The following is a 19,159-nucleotide window of genomic DNA, read 5'->3' as shown; positions in this document are numbered from 1 at the left end:
GCCGCTTTCAGCGGCCGTTGTCTTTCAGAATCTCCCGCGCCGCATTGAACCCCGGCGCGCCGGTAACACCGCCACCGGGATGCGTTCCCGCGCCGCACAGGTACAGGCCTGGAATCGCACCACGATAGTTCGCCTGCCCGATCATCGGCCTTGCACTGAACAACTGATTGAGGCTCAGCGCACCGTGGAAAATGTCGCCGCCGATCAGGCCGAAGGTGCGCTCCAGATCGAGCGGGCTCATGATCTGGCGGCCCAGCACCGATGCCGCAAAGCCCGGCGCATGCTTGTCGACGGTAGCGATCATCAGATCAGCCACTTCTTCGCGGTGATCGTCCCAACTGCGACCGTCCGGCAGCTGCGGCGCGACGTGCTGGCAGAACAGGCTGGCCACGTGCTGGCCCGGCGGGGCCAGTGAATCGTCCAGCGTGCTGGGAATCAGCATCTCCACCACCGGCTCGCGCGACCAGCCGTACTGGCGCGCATCCAGGAACGCGCGATCCATGTAATCCAGGCTCGGCGCAATGATGATGCCGGCGGTGAGGTGATCGCCCTGCCCCGGCAGTACGCTGAAATCCGGCAGACGCGACAGCGCTACATTCATGCGGAACGTGCCTGAGCCGCAGCGCCAGTTGTGCATCCGTTCGAGTGTGTCACGCGGCACGTCCGCCGGGTCAAGAAGGCGCTCATACAGAAGCTTGGGATTGACGTTGGCGACGATGGCCTTGCCACGCAGCACATCGCCGGATGTGGTTACGACACCGACCACCCGACCCTGTTCGACCAGCACTCTTGCCACGCCAGCATCGGTGCGGATCTGCACACCGGCTTCGATCGCCGCACGCGCCATCGCCTGGGTGATCGCACCCATTCCGCCGATGGCGTGCCCCCACGCCCCTTTCACGCCATTGCTTTGGCCCAACACGTGATGCAGAAGGACATACGCGGTGCCTGGCGCGTAAGGGCTGGCGTAATTGCCGACGATGCCATCGAAGCCGAACAACGCCTTGATCGGCGCGCTCTCGAACCAACGGTCCAGATACTCGGCGGCGGAAATGGTGAACAGATCAAGCAGCTCCTGCTTCAACCCCGCGTCCAACGATTGAAGCTGCCGGCCGAGCTTGCCGGCTTTCCACAGCTCCGGCAGCGCCTGCAACCAACCGCCATCGGTCACGTTGGGCGGCGCCTGCAACGCCAGCGCGCGAAGCACGTCGGCGAAGATATCCAGGCGACACTCGTACTCCGGCAGGCGCTCGGCATCACGAAGCGAGAACTTCGCCACTTCCGCCTGCGTCCGCCCGCTGCCGGCCAGCAGGTACTGATCACCCGGTAGCGGCAGGAAATTATTGATTCGCCGCGGCACCACCCGCAGGCCATGCCGCTCCAGTTCCAGATCAGCAATCACCCGGGGTTGCAGCAGCGACACCGTATAAGAGGCCACCGAGTTGCGGAAACCCGGATGAAACTCCTCGGTCACCGCTGCGCCGCCCACCACCGCGCGTCGCTCCAGTACCAGCACCCGCTTGCCGGCCTTGGCCAGATAGGCTGCGCAGACCAGCCCGTTGTGGCCGCCGCCGATCAGGATCGCATCCCACTGCTTTGCTGATGTCTTGGTCATTCCCGCTGTATAGCATCGTGTGGAATCGGACGCCTATCAGACGACTCCTGGCTCATATGGCCGGCCAGGAAACCGTGAAAGACAGGCAGCTATCTGAAGCCCCCGCCCCGCTTCTCCTCCACGGTGAGAACGGAAGAAGCGATCTCCTGCATATCAAGCTGCCGGCCATTACCTTCGACACCCCTTGGCGATCGGTTTCAGGCGTATCTTCTGCGCTCGGCCCTGGTTGCGGGGCCACACCCGTGCTCTGAAATCGGCCTGGAGGCCAATCCCGTGATCGTTCGCAAACCCCAGATCCTTCTGCTGACCCTGGCCGTTTCGGCCGCGCTGGTCGGCTGCAAGAAAGAAGAAACTCCGGCTGCCCCGGCTGCCACTCCGGCTGCCGCTGCTGCCACCGAACTGAAGCTGGACGAATCCAAGCTGCCGGCCTACAACGCGTTCACCGCGGCCGACCTGGACGCCAGCAAGGACGCCTGCACCGATTTCGGCGGCTACGTGAATGACAAGTGGCTCACCGCCAATGCCATCCCGGCCGACCGCACCAGCTGGGGTGCCTTCACCATCCTGGACGAGCGCTCCGTCGCCGTGCAGCACCAGCTGGCCGAGCAGGCCGCTGCGATGAAGAACGCCACCGGCATCGAGAAGATCGTCGGTGACTTCTGGGCCGCCGGCATGGACGAGGCCAAGATCAATTCGCTGGGCATCACCCCGCTGAAGGCTGATCTGGCCGCCATCGACGGCCTGCAGAACACCGCCGCCATCGCCGATTACCTGCGCAGCACCGCCGCCAAGGGCGAGAACGTGCTGTTCGGTTTCGGTCCGGAAGCGGACTTCAAGAATTCGTCGATGAACATGGCCTACGCCAGCCAGGGTGGCCTGGGCCTGCCGGACACCACCTACTACACCGACGCCAGCAAGGCCGACAAGCTCAACGCCTACAAGGCACACGTGGCCAAGGTGCTGGAACTGTCCGGCGTGGCCGCTGCCGACGCCGCCAAGCAGGCCGAGGACGTGGTCAAGTTCGAAACCCGTCTGGCCAAGGCTTCCAAGTCCAGCGTCGAACTGTCGCGTGACGTGTCGCTGTACTACAACCCGGTCACCGTCGCTGACGCCGACAAGCTGACCCCGAACTTCAGCTGGACCGAGTTCTTCAAGGCCCAGGGCATCGCTGCCCCGGCCTCGTTCTCGCTGGCCATGCCGACCTTCCACCAGGAAGTGAGCAAGATGCTGGGCGACACCGACCCGGCCGTGTGGCGCGCCTACCTGCGCTTCCACACCGTTGACGGCGCTTCGCCGTACCTGAGCAATGACTTCGTGCAGGAGAACTACGCGTTCTACGGCAAGGAACTCAACGGTCAGAAGGAAATCAAGCCGCGCTGGAAGCAGGTGCTGGGCACGGTCGAGAACAATGCCGGCGAAGCCTTCGGCCAGATGTACGTCAAGGTCGCCTTCTCGCCGGAAGCCAAGGCCAAGATGGAAGAGCTGGTCAAGAACCTGGCAGCCGCGCTGAAGGAGCGCATCCAGGGTCTGGCCTGGATGAGCGACGAAACCAAGGCCAAGGCCATCGCCAAGTGGGAAACCTTCACCCCGAAGATCGGCTACCCGGACAAGTGGCGCGACTGGTCGGGCCTTAGCACCACCCACGATGACTACCTGGGCAACGTGCGTGCCGCCAACGCCTTCAACTACAAGTGGGCGCTGGGCAAGATCGGCCAGCCAGTGGACAAGACCGAGTGGGGCATGACCCCGCAGATGGTCAACGCCTACTACAACCCGCTGCAGAACGAGATCGTGTTCCCGGCCGCGATCCTGCAGCCGCCATTCTTCGATCCGAATGCCGACGACGCCCTGAACTACGGCGGCATCGGTGCGGTGATCGGCCACGAGATGACCCACGGTTACGACGACCAGGGCAGCCGCTTCGGGCCGACCGGCAACTTCGAGAACTGGTGGACCCCGGCTGACGCCAAGGGCTTCAGCGGCCTGACCGGCAAGCTGGTCAACCAGTTCAACGAGTACAAGGTGGGCGACCAGGCCGTGAACGGCTCGCTGACCCTGGGCGAGAACATCGCCGACCTGGGTGGCCTGGCCACCGCCTACGACGCCCTGCAGAAGGCCAGCACCGGCAAGGAAGACCCGAAGGTCGAGGGCTTCACCCGCGACCAGCGCTTCTTCTTCAACTGGGCGACCGTGTGGCGCACCAAGTACACCCCGGAAAACGCCAAGGTCCGCCTGGCCACCGATCCGCACGCACCGGCGCAGTTCCGCGCGATGGGCGCGCCGTCGAACCTGCCGACCTTCGCTGCTGCGTTCCAGTGCAAGGCCGGCTCGCCGATGGTCCGCACCGGCGACAAGCAGGTCGTGATCTGGTAATCGCTGCCACGCAGTGATGTGACATGGGAAGGCCCGGCATTGCCGGGCCTTCTTCTTTTCCGGTCCTGCCCGCATTTGTAGGAACGGCGTAAGCCGCGAAGCTGGTAATGGCTGCAGACGCGGGACGTGTGTGCAATTGCTACCTGGCTGGCGCTTCATGTCCCGCCAGCTTCGCGGCTTACGCCGCTCCTACATCGCACCCACGCGCCCCGTCACGATCCTGGCTCCAATCCACAAAACCGCGACCATCCCCGGCGCCAATCGCTTGGCGGCTTGTTAAACTCCGCCCACTTTGTCCTTCTGCGGATATGCACTACATGCCCACCATTCGCCCGCTTACCCTCGCCCTGGCCTTCGGCCTGGTCGCCGTCCTGTCCACGAACGATGCCGACGCCGCCCGCAAGCGGGCCGCTGCGCGCGCACCGGCGGTGAGCGCGGCCTGCGGTGACTTCTACGAGCTGACCAATGCCAACTGGCTCAAGGCCAACCCGGTTCCGCAGACCGGCGCCGTGACCGCACTGGGCCAGCTGGCCAGCAACACCCGCGATCAGCAGCGCCAGCTGCTGCAGCGCTCGATGACCAGCCCGCAGGGCAATGTGCAGAAGCTGCTCGGCGACTTCTGGGCCAGCGGCCTGGATGAGGCCGCCGTGGAAGCCGATGGCTCCAAGCCGATCGCCCCGCTGCTGACCCGCATCGACGCGATCAAGAAGGCCAAGGACATCCCGGCCTCGATCGCCGCACTGCACCAGGTCGGCATCCCGGTGGCGTTCAACTTCGCCCCGGACGTGGACCTGAGGGCGCTGGACCGCCACATCGGCTACTTCATGCAGGGCGGCATGGGCCTGCCGGACCCGGCGTTCTACACCCGCACCGATGCCGACACCGTCGCACTGATGGGCCGCTACCGCGCCTACGTCAAGCAGATCCTGGCACTGACCGGCACCCCGGCCGACAAGCTGGACGCCGAGTCGGCGCTGGTCATCCAGCTGGAAACCGAACTGGCGCGCAGCGCGCACTCGGTGGCCGACATCAACAACCCGTTCAACAACTACGCGCCGGTCGCCACCAAGGACCTGGGCCGCTACCGCAACCTGCAGCTGGATGCGTTCCTGAAGGCCCAGGGCGTCAATGACGACCTGGTCTCGCTGGCCGACCCGACGCTGTTCCAGCAGCTCAACGGCATGGTCGCGCGCCTGCCGGCCGCACAGTGGAAGGCCTATCTGCGCTGGCGCGTGGGTGACTCGATGGCACCGTACCTGTCCAAGGCTTACCGCGACGCCGAGTTCGAATTCCGCGGCCGCCTGCTGCGCGGCCAGACCATCGCTCCGGCGCGTGCCGATGCGGTGCTGGACGCCATCAACGTTGCCGCCGGCCCGATGCTGGGCCACGAGTACGCCAACACCTACCTCAGCCGCGACGTGCGCCGCCAGGCCGGCGTGATGGTCGACCAGATCCGCGAAGCGCAGATTGCTGCGGTCAAGCGCAGCACCTGGCTCAGCGCCGAAGCCAAGGCAGAGGCCGAAGCGAAGCTGGCCGCGATGAAGATCGAGATCGGCACCCCGCTGCGCGATCTGGACTACACCGTGCAGCCGATGGGCCGTGGCAGCTTCGGCGGCAACATGCTGATCGCCTCCACCTGGCGCCATGCGCAGGAAATGAAGCGCATCGGCAAGGGCAACGCCGACCGCCGCTGGGACGTGCTGCCGCAGCAGCCGGCCATCGCCTATGACATCGCGCAGAACCGCCTGATCGTCACTGCCGCCGCACTGCAGGGCCCGATCTTCGCCGACAGCGCCAGCGGCGCCGAGAAGTTTGGTGCCTTCGGTGGCCTGGTCGCGCATGAAGTCAGCCGTGCCATCGACGTCAAGGGCGCGATGATCGACGCCAAGGGCGAACTGCGCAGCTGGTGGACGCCGGCCGACAAGAGTGCCTGGACCCTGCTCGGCAACCGCGTAGCCGCGCAGTACAGCGGCTACGCGTTCCCGGGCGTGAAGGACGCCAAGGTCAACGGCGAACTGACCCGTGACGAGAACATGGCCGACATCTCCGGCGTGGAAATCGCCTGGGAAGCCTTCAATGCCGCCCAGGCCGATGCCAAGCCGGCCGACAAGCAGGCCTTTTTCAAGGGCTGGACCTCGCTGTGGGCACAGCAGCTCTCGCCGAACGAAGCCGTGCAGCGTCTGGCTTCGGATGTACGTGCACCGGGCCGCTGGCGTGCCAATGCGCCGCTGTCCAACCTGCCCGCGTTCGGCGCGGCCTTCAGCTGCAAGCCGGGCCAGCCGATGCAGCGCACCGACGCGGAGCAGATCAAGATCTGGCGTTGATGCGGGTTGAAGTGAGACACGAAAAAGGCGCGGATTCCGCGCCTTTTTCTTTGCCTGCCGCCTTGTAGAGCGGAGCAGTGCTCCGCTGAAACGTTACCGGCAAGCCCGTGCCGAGCATGGCTCGGCACTACCGGAACGCGTTACTTCACGCGTCGCAGGTGCGGTCCGCGCTTGTTGTTGAACGGCGGCTGCCCGCGCCAGTAGCGGATCAGCAACCAGCCAAACAACATGCCGCCCAGGTGCGCGAAGTGGGCCACGCCCGGCTGCCAGCCGGTGAAGCCCAGCACCAGTTCAATCGCACCAAACACGATCACGAACGTGCGCGCCTTCATCGGGATCGGCGGGAACAGCAGCATCACCCGCTGGTTCGGGAACAGCATGCCGTAGGCCAGCAGCAGGCCGAACACGCCACCGGACGCGCCCAATACCGGGTTGTACTCACCGAACAGCGCGGCAACCAGCAGCTGGCACAGGCCCGCGCCGACCACGCAGACCATGTAATAGGTGAGAAAGCGCTTCTCGCCCCAGGTCATCTCCAGCGGTGCGCCGAACATGAAAAGCGCCAGCATGTTGAAGAACAGGTGGCCGAAGCCGCCATGCAGGAAGCCGTAGGTCAGCAACTGCCACGGCTCAAAACCCGGCGAATCCGCAAAGAATTGCTGCGAGCCCAAGGGCCACAGCATCAGCTGGGTGAACACACCTGCCGTCTGTGGCAGTTGCTGCAGCAGGAACAGGACGACGTTGGCGATCAGCAACGTCTGGGTGATCTTGGGCAGTCGGGGGAACATGACGGAATCCAGGGGAACTACCGTCCATGATAGCCGCAGCCGCTAGCCTGGCCCCCAGATTGCCTCGTCCATGCTGTTGGCGGGTTTGGCGCGCTTCACGCGGCCGTTCTCCACTACCACGCCTTCGGCACGCAGCCGCTGGCTCTGCTCGCGCCAGCCGCGCGAGCCTTCCGGCATGGCGATGCGCCCGTCCGAGCGCAGTACCCGATGCCACGGCAGATCCGGGTCGTCGTTGTTGCCCAGCAGCCGCGCCACCAGCCGCGCGCGGCCCGGCAAGCCGGCCTTTGCCGCCACTTCGCCATAGCCCAGCACCTGGCCGCGCGGAATGTTTCGTATCACCTTGAGGATGCGTGCATGCCCCAGCGCCGGGTCCACGGACTCGTTGAGCGGCGCCTTCACCGCTTCTTCGCCACGCCGCTGCCGACCAGCAGCACGCCCGCCAGCACCAGCACCGTTCCGGCGCTCTGCCACGGGCCCATCGGTTCGTCGAGCAGCCATACGCTCAGCACAATGGTGGAAACCGGGCCCAGCATACTCACCTGCGCCGCCAGCGACGAGCCGATCCGCTTGACCCCGACCATGATCGCCAGCACCGGCAGCACCGTGCACACCGTGCCATTGAGAAGCGACAGCCAGTACACAGCTGGCGCATGCGTCCACAACGCACCCAGCGGTTGGAACAGCAGGTACTGGCCGATGCACAGCACGCAGGCCACCATGCTGGCGTATGCGGTCAGCCGCACTGCGCCGATGCGCGCCACCGCCTGGCCGCTGCCGAACAGATACACCGCGTAGCTGAGCGCACTGGCGAACACCAGCGCCGAGCCGATCAAGGTGCGCCGCCCCTCCAACTGGATGTCATGCCCGAACGCGAGCAGCACGCCGAGGTAACTGACCAGCAATGCCACCACCTGTATCCGCGTCGGCCGCTGCTTGAGCACCACCAGCGCGATCAGCACCACCAGCGTCGGGCTGAGATACAGGATCAACCGCTCCAGCGTCGCAGTGATGTACTGCAAACCAAGGAAGTCGAGGTAACTGGACAGGTAGTAACCGCTGAAGCCCAGCAGCAACACCCGCCCCATGTCGCCGCGGGACAGCGGCGCGGCACGCTTTGCGGCCCAGACGCCCATAGCGATGAAGAACGGGAACGCGATCATCATCCGCAGCGCCAGCAACGCGGTGGCATCCACGCCGTGCCGATACGCCAGCTTGACGATCACCGCCTTGCCCGACGCAGCAATGGCGCCCACCCCGGCCATCAGCAGCCCACTCAACAGCAGGCGACGGGAACGGGTGGGCAAGGTGGCGCTGACAGACTCGGACATCGGTACTGCGGGTGCGGGGGGCACTCATTATGGGGAGTGCATCGCTTGAAGTGCGGCGCGGATAAGACCTGAGCGTCTGCGGCAACACCAACCGCCAAAGCCGAACCAGCGCCTCACCTCAACGCATCAACACCACTTCCTCTGCCGAGGTGGGATGGATGGCCACCGTGTCTTCCAACTGCCGGCGAGTCACGCCGGCCTTCAATGCCGCCGCAAAACCCTGCAGGATCTCGTCCGCACCTTCGCCCAGCAGATGGATGCCGACAACTTTTTCCTCTTCACCGGCGCAGACCATCTTGAACACGCTGCGTACCTGACCGTCGCCCAGTGACTGCAGCATCGGCCGGAACCTGCTGTGATAGGTGCTCACCCGGTCAAAACGCTTGCGCGCCTCTTCTTCACTCAAGCCCACCGTGCCGAAGGGCGGGTGCGCGAACACCACGCTGGGCACATTGTCGTAATCAAGCCGCGCCTCCGGCTGGCCACCGTAAAGGCGATCCATCAACCGGCGCGCGGCAGCGATGGCCACCGGCGTCAAGGTGACACGCCCGGTCACGTCGCCGACCGCAAAGATGCTCGGCACCGAGGAATTCTGGAACGCATCCACGTCGATGGCCCCCTTCTCGCCCAGCTTCACCCCGGCCTGTTCCAGCCCCAGTCCGCGCGTGTTTGGCGCGCGCCCGGTGGCGAACAGGAACGTGTCGAACACGGCATGCTCCGGGCCGTTGTGCAGCAGCGCGCGCACGCGTCCGTGCTGCCGCTCCAACGCTTTCACCTCGCAACCGAAATGCAGGTCCACGCCCTGCAGGCGCAGGTTTTCGGCCAGCTGGTCGGACAGCTCGGCATCGAAGTGACCGAGCAGGCGCTGGCCACGCACCAGCAGCACGACCTCGCTGCCCAGCGCGCGCAACACGCCGGCCAGTTCAACGGCGATATAGCCGCCGCCCACGATTGCCACCCGCTCCGGCTGCGAGCGCAGCGCGAAAAAATCGTCGGAAACACCGGCCAGCTCCGCGCCCGGCAGTTCAGGCTTGAGCGGATGTGCGCCGGTGGCGATGACGATGTGCTCGGCACGCAGCTGCGTGCCGTCTTCGCATTCCACGGTGTGCGCATCGAGCAGACGACCGCGCCGACTGATCCGTGCCACGCCGGTTTCGTCCAGACGCTTCTGGTAGCTGGCGTGGATGTTGCCGATGTAGCGCTGACGGCGCTGCACCAGTTGTGTCCAGTCCAGGGCCGGTGCGGCAGGAACATCGAATCCAAGCTGCGCTGCCAGCTGGATGCGTTCGGCAAGGTCCGCGGCCAGCCACATCGCCTTCTTCGGCACGCAGCCGACGTTGACGCAGGTACCGCCGAGCTCGCCCGGCTCCAGCATCGCCACCCTGGCGCCATGCGACGCGGCGCGGAATGCCGCCGCCAGACCACCGGAACCACCACCCACTACAACGACATCGTATGAATTGGCACTCATTGAAAACGCTCCGCGCGATACGGTGCGGGATCAATGGCCGGTGCCCGCCCGGTGATCAGATCAGCCATCAGTTGTCCACTCCCACTGCTCATGCTGATGCCGAGCATGCCATGCCCGGCCGCTAGCCAGACGTGAGCATGCTTTGGTGAACGGCCCAGCACCGGCATGTCGTCCCAGGTCATCGGCCGCCAGCCGTACCAGCGTTCATGTACGGTCTCGCCCAGCGGCTGCCGCAGATACTGATGTGCCGCCTGTTCGAGCGCCTGCAACCGGGTTTCATTGAGGCGGCAGTCCTGCCCGGAGAATTCCATCGTACCGCCCAGCCGCATGCGCCCATCCCAGGCAATGACGAACACCGAGCGGTCCTTCAACGCCACCGGGCGGCTCGGCACCTGCGCCGGGTGGCTGGTAGTGATCGAGTAGCCCTTGCCCGGTTGGATCGGCATGCGCAGCCCCACCTGCGCGACCAGCTGCGGCGACCACGCGCCGGTAGCGAGCACCAGTTCCCGTGCACGCTGCTCGCCCATCGATGTCTGCGCACGGACGCCATCGTGTGATGGATCGAACGAAAGCAAGGCGCAGTACTCTTCGATCTGCACGCCACGCGCACGCAGCACACGACCCAGCTCAGCGGTGTAGCGATCCGGCCGCAGGCTGGCATCACCAGGGAAACGGATCGCACCGACCACGCCGGCGTTGAAGGCTGGTTCCTGGCGCAGATAGTCGGCGCCGTCGATCACCTGCGTGGCGATACCCAACTGCTGCAAGGCCTCGCACTCGGCCGCATGCAGTTCGAAATTGGCCTGCTGGCGGAAGACGTAATCCAGGCCCTTCTCGGCGAACTCGCAGTCCAGCGCATGGCGGCTTACCCAGTCGGCAAGACGCTGGCGCGAATCGTTCAACAATGCGGCGCGGCCCTGGGTGCTCTGCAACCAGTCCTGGCGGTTGCAGCGCGCGGCAAAGCGCGCCAGCCAACGCCACAACTGCGGATCGAAACGTGGCCGGATATACAACGGCGCCTGCGGTGACAGCATCCAGCGCAGCGCGCGCATCGGCACGCCCGGCGCTGCCAACGGTGGCGCGTGGCTGGGCGTGATGGTGCCGCAGTTGCCATGTGATGTAGCGCCACCCAATGCGCCGGCATCGATCACACGCACCTGGCGTCCGGCATCGGACAGGGCCAACGCGGTGGCCAGCCCGGTGGCGCCGGCACCGATGATCAGGACGTCGTCTTGGGGGGAATTCACCGGCCCATTCTAAGCCTCAGCCTTCGTGCCGACGCCGCAATGGTGGCAGCTGCAAGTAAGTGATCGCGCGCCACAGCCATTCGGCAGGACCAAAGCGGAAATGCTTCAGCCACCAGTGACTGACCAGCGCCTGCGCTGCGAACAGCACCACCGCGAACAACAACTGCCAGGCGCGCCCCATCTGCTCGAACCAACCCAGGCCGTAGCCGTAGAACACCAGTGTGCAGATCAGTGACTGGCCCAGATAGTTGCTCAACGCCATGCGCCCAGCCGGCGCCAGCCAGTTCAGCGCTCCACTCCAGCGCACGCCCCAGGCCAGGTAACCCAGGCACATCAGCAAACCGGCGATCGCGTTCAGTGCGTAGACCGTGCCGGTCTGCAGATCGAAGCGTCCCGGCGCCACGTACGGCAGCAACCAGACACTGAGCAGCATCACCGCCAGGCCCAGCGGCAACGCCAGCCAACGCAGAACCGCATACAGGCGCGGGTACTCCGCGGGCCGAGCCACCGCTCCGCTGCGTGCGAACCACGCGCCAAGCAGGAACATGCCCAGCACCTGCGGCCCCACCAGCAGCAATGCGCCCAGCGACGTACCCAGGTCACGCAGCCGTTGCAGGACCGCCTGGCCATAGCTGCCGTGGGCGAAGGCTTGCCGCTGCGCTTCACTGGCGGCCTGCATTGCGGCCGATTGCGCGGCAGCGGCATCGTCCGGCAACAGTGTCATCACCGCGCCCAGCAGCAGCATCAACCCCGCTGCCGCCAGATAGGAGCCCACGCCCAGCGCCGGCAACCAACCACGCGGCGCTTCGCGGAATGCCAGCAGCGCGAATGACAACAGCGCATAGGCCACCAGGATGTCGCCGGACCACAGCAACAACGCGTGCAGCAGGCCGATGCCCAGCAACGCCAGGCTGCGACGCAGATAGAAACGGGTGAAATCGCGCCCGGCCGCCTCGGCCCGCTGCGCCATCACCGCAAAGCCGACGCCGAACAACAGCGAGAACAAGGTGAAGAACTTGCCCTGCACGAACACGTAGACGAAGGCGTCAGCCCAGCGATCCAACCCGTGCCAATGCGCGTCGATGCCGGTGAAGGACAGATCCAGCGGGCCGCTGAAAGCCTCCATGTTCATCAGCAGGATGCCAAACAGCGCCAGGCCGCGCAGGACGTCCAAGGTTGCGATGCGCTCGCTCGGCGCGATGGGCTGGAAAGCAGCGTTCGACAAGGCCGGTTCCTTTGGCATGTGGTGGGCGATTAGAGCATGTTGGACGATGACCGCCAGCGGATGACGCGACAGGCGGTAGCGTTATGTGCCGGGCCGGGACTCCCAGCGCTGGTGGGCCCTGCCATTGGAATCGCGCGGGGATTTCACCCCGACCTGCGAACCTGCTGCCAATCACCCATCCCGAACAAAAAAACAGCCCGCACAAGGCGGGCTGTCCATTGCATCGTTGCCGGTGCGGCCGATCAGTGCTGGTGACCGCCGTCGCCGTGCACGTGGCCGTGCTGCACTTCTTCTTCGCTGGCTTCGCGCACTTCAACGATTTCCACGTCGAAATGCAGGTCCTTGCCGGCCATCGGGTGGTTCAGGTCGACGTCGACCACGGTCATGCCGACCTTCTCGACGGTCACGGCGCGCGGGCCGAAGTTGGTCTGCAGGATCACCTGCGTACCCGGGATCAGACGGGTGTTGCCGAAGTGCTTCTTCGGCACGCGCTGGGTCAGGCCCTCGCGGCGCTCGCCGTAGGCATCAGCCGACTTCACGTCCACGCCGAAGCTCTCGCCGGCTTCCTTGTCCATCATTGCCGTTTCCAGGCCCGGAATGATGTTGCCGTGGCCGATCAGGATGGCCAGCGGATCACGGTCCTTGGAGCTTTCGATCGGCTCCTGGCCCTGTTCCGAAACGGTGTAGTGGAAACGGACAACGCGGTCTTTTTCGATCTTCATGCCTAACTCTGTCTGTATGGCTGCCCGCTGGCAGACGGTGGGACGGCCTTGCCGGCCGCCAGGTACGCCGCCATGATGACGGCCTTCTGAGGTGGCGCATTATCCGGGCTCCATGCACATCACGCCAGTTTTCCGCACGCGCACGTGGCAGCTGACCGCCACGCTCCTGGTCACCGCCGCCCTGGCGGCCTGCGGGCACAGCCCCAGCAAGCAGACGCCATCGGCCGGCAACTACTCGCCGGTAGCCCCGGCCGATCCGGCGGCGGCGTCATCGGTGCTGATGCGGGCCCTGGGCCTGGTCGGCACGCCCTACCGCTACGGCGGCAATACGCCCGAATCCGGTTTTGATTGCAGCGGGCTGGTCACTTACGTCTACCGCGACATGCTGGCATTGAACCTGCCACGCACCTCCCGCGAGCTGGCCGACATCCAGGGCCCGAAGATCGCCCCGGAGCGGCTGACCACCGGCGACCTCGTGTTTTTTGGCAACAAAGGCAACGTCTGGCACGTCGGTATTTATGTCGGCGAAGGCCGCTTCGTGCATGCGCCAAGCACCGGCGGAACGGTCAGATTGGATTACCTGAATGGGCCGTACTGGCGCGACCATTACACCGGTGCCAAGCGTGTTTTGCGCTGAAACGAGTATTCAGTCGCGAAAAATAACGATTCTTTAACGAAATATGTACCTATCCCCACGTTTCACAAGGCATGATCGCCCATCGAATTTTTCCGTGACTGCCGCGTGACGACCGACAACACGTCCCAACCGGGCCAGCAAAAAATCATTTCCACCGCATTCCGGCGCCTGCTGTGCGCTGCGGCGTTGACCCTGATCACGCTGCCCGCCTTCGCTCAGAACGCCACTCAAACCGACGCCGCTGCCAAGCCGGCTCCGGCCAAGGCCGACAGCCAGCGCAGCAAGGCCGATGCCGCCGCTACCGCCACCCTGGCCGCGCTGCTGCCGCACCTGGCTGCCAGCGACACCATTCCGCTGATGGATCGCTCGGCGATGTTCGCCGGTGACCTGAGCCGCCTGATCTCCGCCTACGACGCCTCCAAGGGTGTTGCCGCTGCCACCGATGCGGCACTGGCCAACGATTCGGACGGCAAGATGCAGTCGGTTCTGCGTCGCGCCATGACCCTGCTGGGCACCCCGTACCGCTGGGGCGGCACCTCGCCGGACGCCGGTTTCGATTGCAGCGGGCTGGTCGGTTATGTGTTCCGCACCGCGCTGGGCATCGAACTGCCGCGCGTTTCCCGCGAAATGGCCAGCCAGGCCAATGCCGAACTGATCCGCGACCGCTCGGCGCTGGCCGCCGGTGACCTGGTGTTCTTCGGCCGTCGTGGCCGCGTGGACCATGTCGGCATCTATGTCGGCGATGGCCGCTTCCTGCACGCCCCCAGCACCGGCAAGGATGTCCGTACCGACACCCTGCTCAGCGGTTACTGGGGCGACAAGTTCATGCAGGCCCGCCGCGTCGCGCTGTAAGCGCCGGCAAGCAGAACTGCAAACCGCGGCCTTCGAGCCGCGGTTTTTTTGCCTCCATTTCACCTCTCCGTCTCAGCCATGCGCGGCAAAGTACCTGCACAGCGCCACGCTTTTATCTTCATACGGCCTGCACAAGGCTGAATTCAGCAGAGCGCAGGCGTTTTGCATATAACGTCAGATGCGATTGCACCTGTTTCAAATAGAGGTATAAGGTTGCCCCGGGCGGCAAGGTGACCACGATGGCTACACCTGATTCGGACAAACGTTGTGTGATCTGGTTTGGAAAACCGGGAACGCGCGAAAAGGTCATGCTGGCCGCAGACGGCTGGCAGCTGCGCGCGGTGCTCCCGCAGCAACCAGCCGAGATCGGTATGCGTGGCGGCGACGTGGTGGTGGGCCTGATCGATTTCCGCAACAGTTCGGATTCGGAACTGGAGCGCATCGAGAAACTCACTGCCGAGCACCGTCACATGCCGCTGTTCGCCATCACCGGCGACAACCAGGCACCGCATCCACTGCTGGCCGCCTGTCTGCAGCAGTTCCCGCATCCACCTGATCTGAAGGAACTGTTGCACCACCTGCAGGCACTTGCCGGCCCCTCGGCCACGCCGGTCGCCGACGAAGCACTCGACACCCTGCTGGGCGAGAGCGAAGTGATGCTGGTCATGCGCGCCACCCTGCGCAAGTTCGCGCCGGTGGATCTGCCGGTGCTGATCACCGGTGAAACCGGCACCGGCAAGGAAGCGGCCGCGCATGCGCTGCATCGCTTGTCGCCGCGTCACGTCAAGCCGTTCCAGGCGGTCAACTGCGGCGCCATTCCTGCAACGCTGGTGCAGTCGGAACTGTTCGGCCATGAGCGCGGCGCGTTCACCGGCGCTACATCCCGCCGTCAGGGCCTGTTTGAAACCGCGCACACCGGCACGGTGTTTCTGGACGAAGTGGGCGACCTGCCACTGGACGCACAGACCAGCCTGTTGCGCGTCCTGCAGGAGGGCACGCTGGAAAGGGTTGGCAGCAACCAGCCGATCCGCGTCGACGTGCGCATCCTGGCCGCCACCCATGTGGATCTGGAACGGGCGGTGGAGGAAGGCCGGTTTCGCCGTGACCTTTATTACCGGCTCAACGTGCTGCGGCTGCCGATGCCGCCGCTGCGCAAGCGCGATGGCGACATCGACCTGCTGGCACGCCATTTTCTGGCCGACTTCCGCAGCCGCCACCGGATCCGGGCACGTGGTTACAGCAGCGAAGCGCGTCAGGCAATGGCGCGTTTCCAATGGCCCGGCAATGTGCGCGAGCTGTTGAACCGGGTGCAGCGTGCTGCCATCACCGCAGAGGGCGAGCTGATCAGCTGCGCGGACCTGGAGCTGGCAGGCAATGGCGCCGCAAACCGCAACCAGCTTGAGCACGTCCGTACCCATGCCGAACGCGAAGCGCTGCTGTCCTACCTGCAACAGAGCCGCTACAACATCAGCGCCTGCGCGCGGTTGATGAAGGTGTCGCGCGTGACCATTTACCGGTTGTGCCGCAAGCATCAGCTGGAACTGGGCACGTTGCGCTAGCGATGCACGTGTGGCACCGGGCCATGCCCGGCTGAGGTGTTGCTGGTGGAGCCTCAGCCGAGCACCGCTCGACATAACCGTTTCAAAGCATGTAGGGCACCTTGAACGCCAGGCTGAAATCCGGAGCATCCGGCGTCAGGCCGATGCCAAGCATGCTCACGAACGTGGCCTTTGACGTCAACGCGTAAGTCACACCCAGGTTCAGCGTGCCCGCGTTGGCGTCACTGCCAATCACCTTCATCCACTTGCCGTCCTTGTAGCGGGTGGAGGCGCGTGCGCTGAGCTTGTCACTGAAGGAAATGCTCAGGCTGGTGCGCTCGTTGAAGGCGAACGCCACGCCTGCGCCGAAGTAGAACGAATCACCGAGCTTCACATCGCCGGGGTTGATCGTGTCCGGGTTGCCATCGATGTCGTCGAAGCTGCGTTCAAAGGAGTAGATGTAACCGACATTGGCAAACAGGATCGCCGGATCTGCCGTCTTCACTGCCGACAGACCGATGTTGGCTTGCCACACACCATTGCCGGTGGGCTGTTCGGCCGGTACCGCGAAACGGATGAAGTCATCGTCGTCACGCTCGATCACTTCCCAGTCCAGACCATAGGGCTCGCGCCCGGTAGGTGCGGTGACGCCGCCACTCAATACGGTCTCCGGTCGCCAGCCACGCTCACCAAACAGCTTGTAATTGGCGGTGAAGGTCACATCGCCGATGCCGGTGCCGTTGGTCTCTTCCTGGGCGATGGCCGCTGCCGAGCCACCGGCACCGCCCTTCTGGTAGATGGTCTTGCGGGCGATGTAAGGCACGTCCAGGTTCAAGGTCAAACGCGGATTCAAACCCCAGCGCGCGGCGAAGTTGTAGGTGAGCGAATCGGATTCGACGTTCTCGATGGCGATGTTGCCAAGGAAGATCGCATCCAGCGCAAGGAAGCCATTGAGCGTGAGCTGCTTGCGGTCGTAGCGTGCGTAACTGAGGCTGTTTTCCAGGGTAAGCCGCTGGTTGAACAACGCCGACTGCTGCTGTTTGACATCGTCCACGCTGCGCCGGCTGGCTTCCTTGGCCTGCTTGGCCTCGGATGCACTACTGGCATAACCCTCGGCTGGGGGCGCTGCGGGTTGCCCTGCCGCAGCACCGGCTTCCGCCGCCTGTGCCGCTACGGCCTGCGGTGGTGCGCCCGGCATGCCCTGCGCGGTCTTGCCTGTCACCCGCGCCTGTATGGCCTGCACCTGCATGTCCAGTTCGCGCAGGCGTCGTACTTCCTGTGCATAGCTGGCCTTGAGCGCCTCCAGTTGCGCGATCAAAGCCCTCACGTCTTCTTCGTCAGTGTTGCCGGCATTCGCCTCCTGTGCCGCCACGCTGGGCGAAACCACAGCCAGACTCACCAGCGCCGCCATCGCCAGTCGATTCATTGTCGTGTTCCTCTAGATGTCCTTGCCCGTGCCGCGCACGGACAGCTCATTGGCCGCCTACTCCGCCTATCCCCCGATTAAGCGTGATGGCCTGCGCCACGTTCTGGCTGAGCGGCAGGTTGCCCGCAAGCGATTGCCGCACCAGATCGATCTGCAGGCGATTGCCCACCTGCTGGCCATCGGCCATCAGCTGGATGCTCTGCCCCACGCTGCCGCTGCGCAGCCATTGCTGCACTGCCCCCTGCCCCTCCATGCGCAGCTGCAACTGCGCTGAATTGCCGTCGAAGCTGGCCACGGCGCTGGCATCCCCCACCTGCACCGAAGAGTTGCCCGCCCCGCCGCCGTTGCCCTGACCTGGCACCACGCCGTCGTTGCGCACGTTCAGATGCAGCACGTTGCTGGCGCGGTTTCCATCGCCGGCAATCTGCACGCTCTGGCTCAGACCCGAGACGTTGTTCAGACCACTGCCATCGATACTGCGCCCACTGGCCTCGGGCAGTGGCGCGTTGGCGGCGGTGATGCTGACGCTGGGGGTGAAGCTGACCTTGGGCGTGTTGCCCTTGCTGAAATCCATGCCCAGCGTGAGCGCGCCCTGCAGGTTCTGCCCATTGGCCGCCTGCCAGGTGGAAATCATGGTCACACCGAACCACGCCACTGCATTGCCACCCACGGTGTAGCGGCCGCGCATCAGGTTCAGTTCCGGATCTGGAATCTCGCTCAGGCCCTTGCCAGGCCGTGATTCGTTGTCGCCGGCATACACGGGCAGCGCGAGCATCAGCGCAAGCACCATCAGGCCGGGTTTATGCATGTTCATGGCACCACTCCTTCAGAACAGGTCGGCATGGGTGAAACCGAAGTCGACCAGTTCGGCATCGGTGATTGGCCCCTGCCCCTGGCGAGCAGCCAGCATGCGGGCACTGGGTTGTTCACTGGGTTGCAGCAACACGGTGTTGCGGTCGAAGTCACTGCCGATCACCACGAACACCGCCCGTGACGGCCACGACTCCAGGAATTCATCCAACGGAACCACACGGTTGCCGAGAATCGGATCGCCGATCTCGGCCACGTCATCGCGCACCTGCTTGAGCACGACAAAGTGACGGAAGCCGCGTACGTCCATCAGCACCAGCCCAGGCACGCGCAGGTTCCGCAGTCGCTCTTCGTTGACGCGGTAACCACGACCACGCATGCCCAACGATTCAACGTAACGTTTGATGTCCAACAGCGAAAAACCACGCTGCCGGACCAGTTCGGGGTCGGCCACGCCCATCATCCCTTCGATCACCGTCGCCTCGTCGGTGTTCAAGTGGTAGGCATGTTTGAGGATGGTCGCCAATGCCGCCGCACCACAGCTGTAATCGGTGTGCTGGCGCACCAGGTTGCGGAACCGCCGCTCCTGCATGCTCTCCACCTGGCCGGTGTACAGCGCGCCGTTGGGCAACACGCCACTGAAGGCAATCTCGCCGGCACGCGCCATCGTCGGCACGCCCAGCAACACACAGCTCAACAGCAGCACTTTGCGCAACATGGGGCTTGGCTCTCCAGGGACATCGGCAGGTGGGAGCCCCGGTTCCACGGGGGGGAGGAACAGGGGCTCCCGGTATCACCCGGTC

General features: G+C 64.8%; 17 protein-coding genes. 5 read left to right on the top strand and 12 right to left on the bottom strand.

What is annotated here, in order from left to right; genetic code table 11:
• Window positions 1-7 precede the first annotated feature (7 nt).
• Window positions 8-1,615: an NAD(P)/FAD-dependent oxidoreductase gene (locus tag LR961_RS07200; RefSeq protein ID WP_232147725.1), complete on the bottom strand. Its 1,608-nt coding sequence runs from the start codon at window positions 1,613-1,615 to the stop codon at window positions 8-10.
• A gap of 276 nt (window positions 1,616-1,891) precedes the next feature.
• On the opposite strand from LR961_RS07200, the gene LR961_RS07195 reads away from it, so the two are divergent.
• Both LR961_RS07195 and LR961_RS07190 read left to right on the top strand, forming a co-directional pair.
• Window positions 1,892-3,988, top strand: a complete 2,097-nt coding sequence (locus LR961_RS07195; protein ID WP_232149256.1) for a M13-type metalloendopeptidase — start codon at window positions 1,892-1,894, stop codon at window positions 3,986-3,988.
• A gap of 317 nt (window positions 3,989-4,305) precedes the next feature.
• Complete coding sequence (locus LR961_RS07190; RefSeq protein ID WP_232147724.1) at window positions 4,306-6,312, top strand: M13 family metallopeptidase; 2,007 nt, start codon at window positions 4,306-4,308, stop codon at window positions 6,310-6,312.
• Window positions 6,313-6,452: 140 nt separating this feature from the next.
• Here LR961_RS07190 and LR961_RS07185 read toward each other — a convergent pair whose 3' ends face one another.
• From LR961_RS07185 to LR961_RS07155, 7 genes are all read right to left on the bottom strand, one after another.
• Window positions 6,453-7,100 carry a rhomboid family intramembrane serine protease gene (locus LR961_RS07185; RefSeq protein WP_232147723.1) on the bottom strand — a complete coding sequence of 216 codons (648 nt, stop codon included), beginning with the start codon at window positions 7,098-7,100 and terminating at the stop codon, window positions 6,453-6,455.
• A gap of 42 nt (window positions 7,101-7,142) precedes the next feature.
• A complete protein-coding gene (locus LR961_RS07180) occupies window positions 7,143-7,499 on the bottom strand; it encodes an MGMT family protein (protein WP_232147722.1) in 357 nt (118 codons plus the stop codon).
• A complete protein-coding gene (locus LR961_RS07175) occupies window positions 7,496-8,428 on the bottom strand; it encodes a DMT family transporter (RefSeq protein ID WP_232147721.1) in 933 nt (310 codons plus the stop codon). The genes LR961_RS07180 and LR961_RS07175 overlap by 4 nt, the downstream gene beginning before the upstream one ends.
• A 118-nt stretch (window positions 8,429-8,546) precedes the next feature.
• Window positions 8,547-9,899, bottom strand: coding sequence for a glutathione-disulfide reductase (gene gorA / locus LR961_RS07170; RefSeq protein WP_232147720.1), 1,353 nt, complete (start codon window positions 9,897-9,899; stop codon window positions 8,547-8,549).
• Entirely contained in the window at window positions 9,896-11,146 is a 1,251-nt protein-coding gene (locus LR961_RS07165) for an FAD-dependent oxidoreductase (RefSeq protein WP_232147719.1), read from the bottom strand. The genes gorA and LR961_RS07165 overlap by 4 nt, the downstream gene beginning before the upstream one ends.
• Window positions 11,147-11,162: 16 nt before the next feature.
• Window positions 11,163-12,371 carry a DUF418 domain-containing protein gene (locus LR961_RS07160; RefSeq protein ID WP_232147718.1) on the bottom strand — a complete coding sequence of 403 codons (1,209 nt, stop codon included), beginning with the start codon at window positions 12,369-12,371 and terminating at the stop codon, window positions 11,163-11,165.
• A 242-nt stretch (window positions 12,372-12,613) separates the two neighbouring features.
• Window positions 12,614-13,093 (bottom strand): peptidylprolyl isomerase, encoded by a 480-nt coding sequence (locus tag LR961_RS07155; protein ID WP_232147717.1) that lies wholly within the window; start codon window positions 13,091-13,093, stop codon window positions 12,614-12,616.
• 112 nt (window positions 13,094-13,205) lie between these two features.
• On the opposite strand from LR961_RS07155, the gene LR961_RS07150 reads away from it, so the two are divergent.
• Both LR961_RS07150 and LR961_RS07145 read left to right on the top strand, forming a co-directional pair.
• Entirely contained in the window at window positions 13,206-13,730 is a 525-nt protein-coding gene (locus LR961_RS07150) for a C40 family peptidase (RefSeq protein ID WP_232147716.1), read from the top strand.
• A 105-nt stretch (window positions 13,731-13,835) separates the two neighbouring features.
• Entirely contained in the window at window positions 13,836-14,582 is a 747-nt protein-coding gene (locus LR961_RS07145) for a C40 family peptidase (RefSeq protein ID WP_232147715.1), read from the top strand.
• A gap of 118 nt (window positions 14,583-14,700) precedes the next feature.
• Here LR961_RS07145 and LR961_RS07140 read toward each other — a convergent pair whose 3' ends face one another.
• Complete coding sequence (locus LR961_RS07140) at window positions 14,701-14,892, bottom strand: hypothetical protein (protein WP_232149336.1); 192 nt, start codon at window positions 14,890-14,892, stop codon at window positions 14,701-14,703.
• Here LR961_RS07140 and LR961_RS07135 point away from each other — a divergent pair.
• Window positions 14,822-16,141 carry a sigma-54 dependent transcriptional regulator gene (locus tag LR961_RS07135; protein ID WP_232147714.1) on the top strand — a complete coding sequence of 440 codons (1,320 nt, stop codon included), beginning with the start codon at window positions 14,822-14,824 and terminating at the stop codon, window positions 16,139-16,141. The two genes, LR961_RS07140 and LR961_RS07135, sit on opposite strands and share 71 nt — an antisense overlap.
• An 82-nt stretch (window positions 16,142-16,223) precedes the next feature.
• Here the strand turns inward: LR961_RS07135 and LR961_RS07130 are convergent, their stop codons facing one another.
• Genes LR961_RS07130 through LR961_RS07120 form a run of 3 tightly spaced genes read right to left on the bottom strand, consistent with a single transcriptional unit; the run spans window position 16,224 to window position 19,074 of the window.
• Window positions 16,224-17,546 carry a transporter gene (locus tag LR961_RS07130; RefSeq protein WP_232147713.1) on the bottom strand — a complete coding sequence of 441 codons (1,323 nt, stop codon included), beginning with the start codon at window positions 17,544-17,546 and terminating at the stop codon, window positions 16,224-16,226.
• A gap of 46 nt (window positions 17,547-17,592) precedes the next feature.
• Window positions 17,593-18,360, bottom strand: a complete 768-nt coding sequence (locus tag LR961_RS07125) for a hypothetical protein (RefSeq protein ID WP_232147712.1) — start codon at window positions 18,358-18,360, stop codon at window positions 17,593-17,595.
• 12 nt (window positions 18,361-18,372) lie between these two features.
• On the bottom strand, window positions 18,373-19,074 hold the full coding sequence (locus LR961_RS07120; RefSeq protein ID WP_232147711.1) for a C39 family peptidase: 702 nt from the start codon (window positions 19,072-19,074) through the stop codon (window positions 18,373-18,375).
• Window positions 19,075-19,159: the final 85 nt, after the last annotated feature.

The sequence above is a fragment of the Stenotrophomonas sp. SY1 genome, assembly GCF_021202945.1.
Classification (GTDB): Bacteria; Pseudomonadota; Gammaproteobacteria; order Xanthomonadales; family Xanthomonadaceae; genus Stenotrophomonas.
This window is presented reverse-complemented; position numbering and strand designations above follow the sequence as displayed.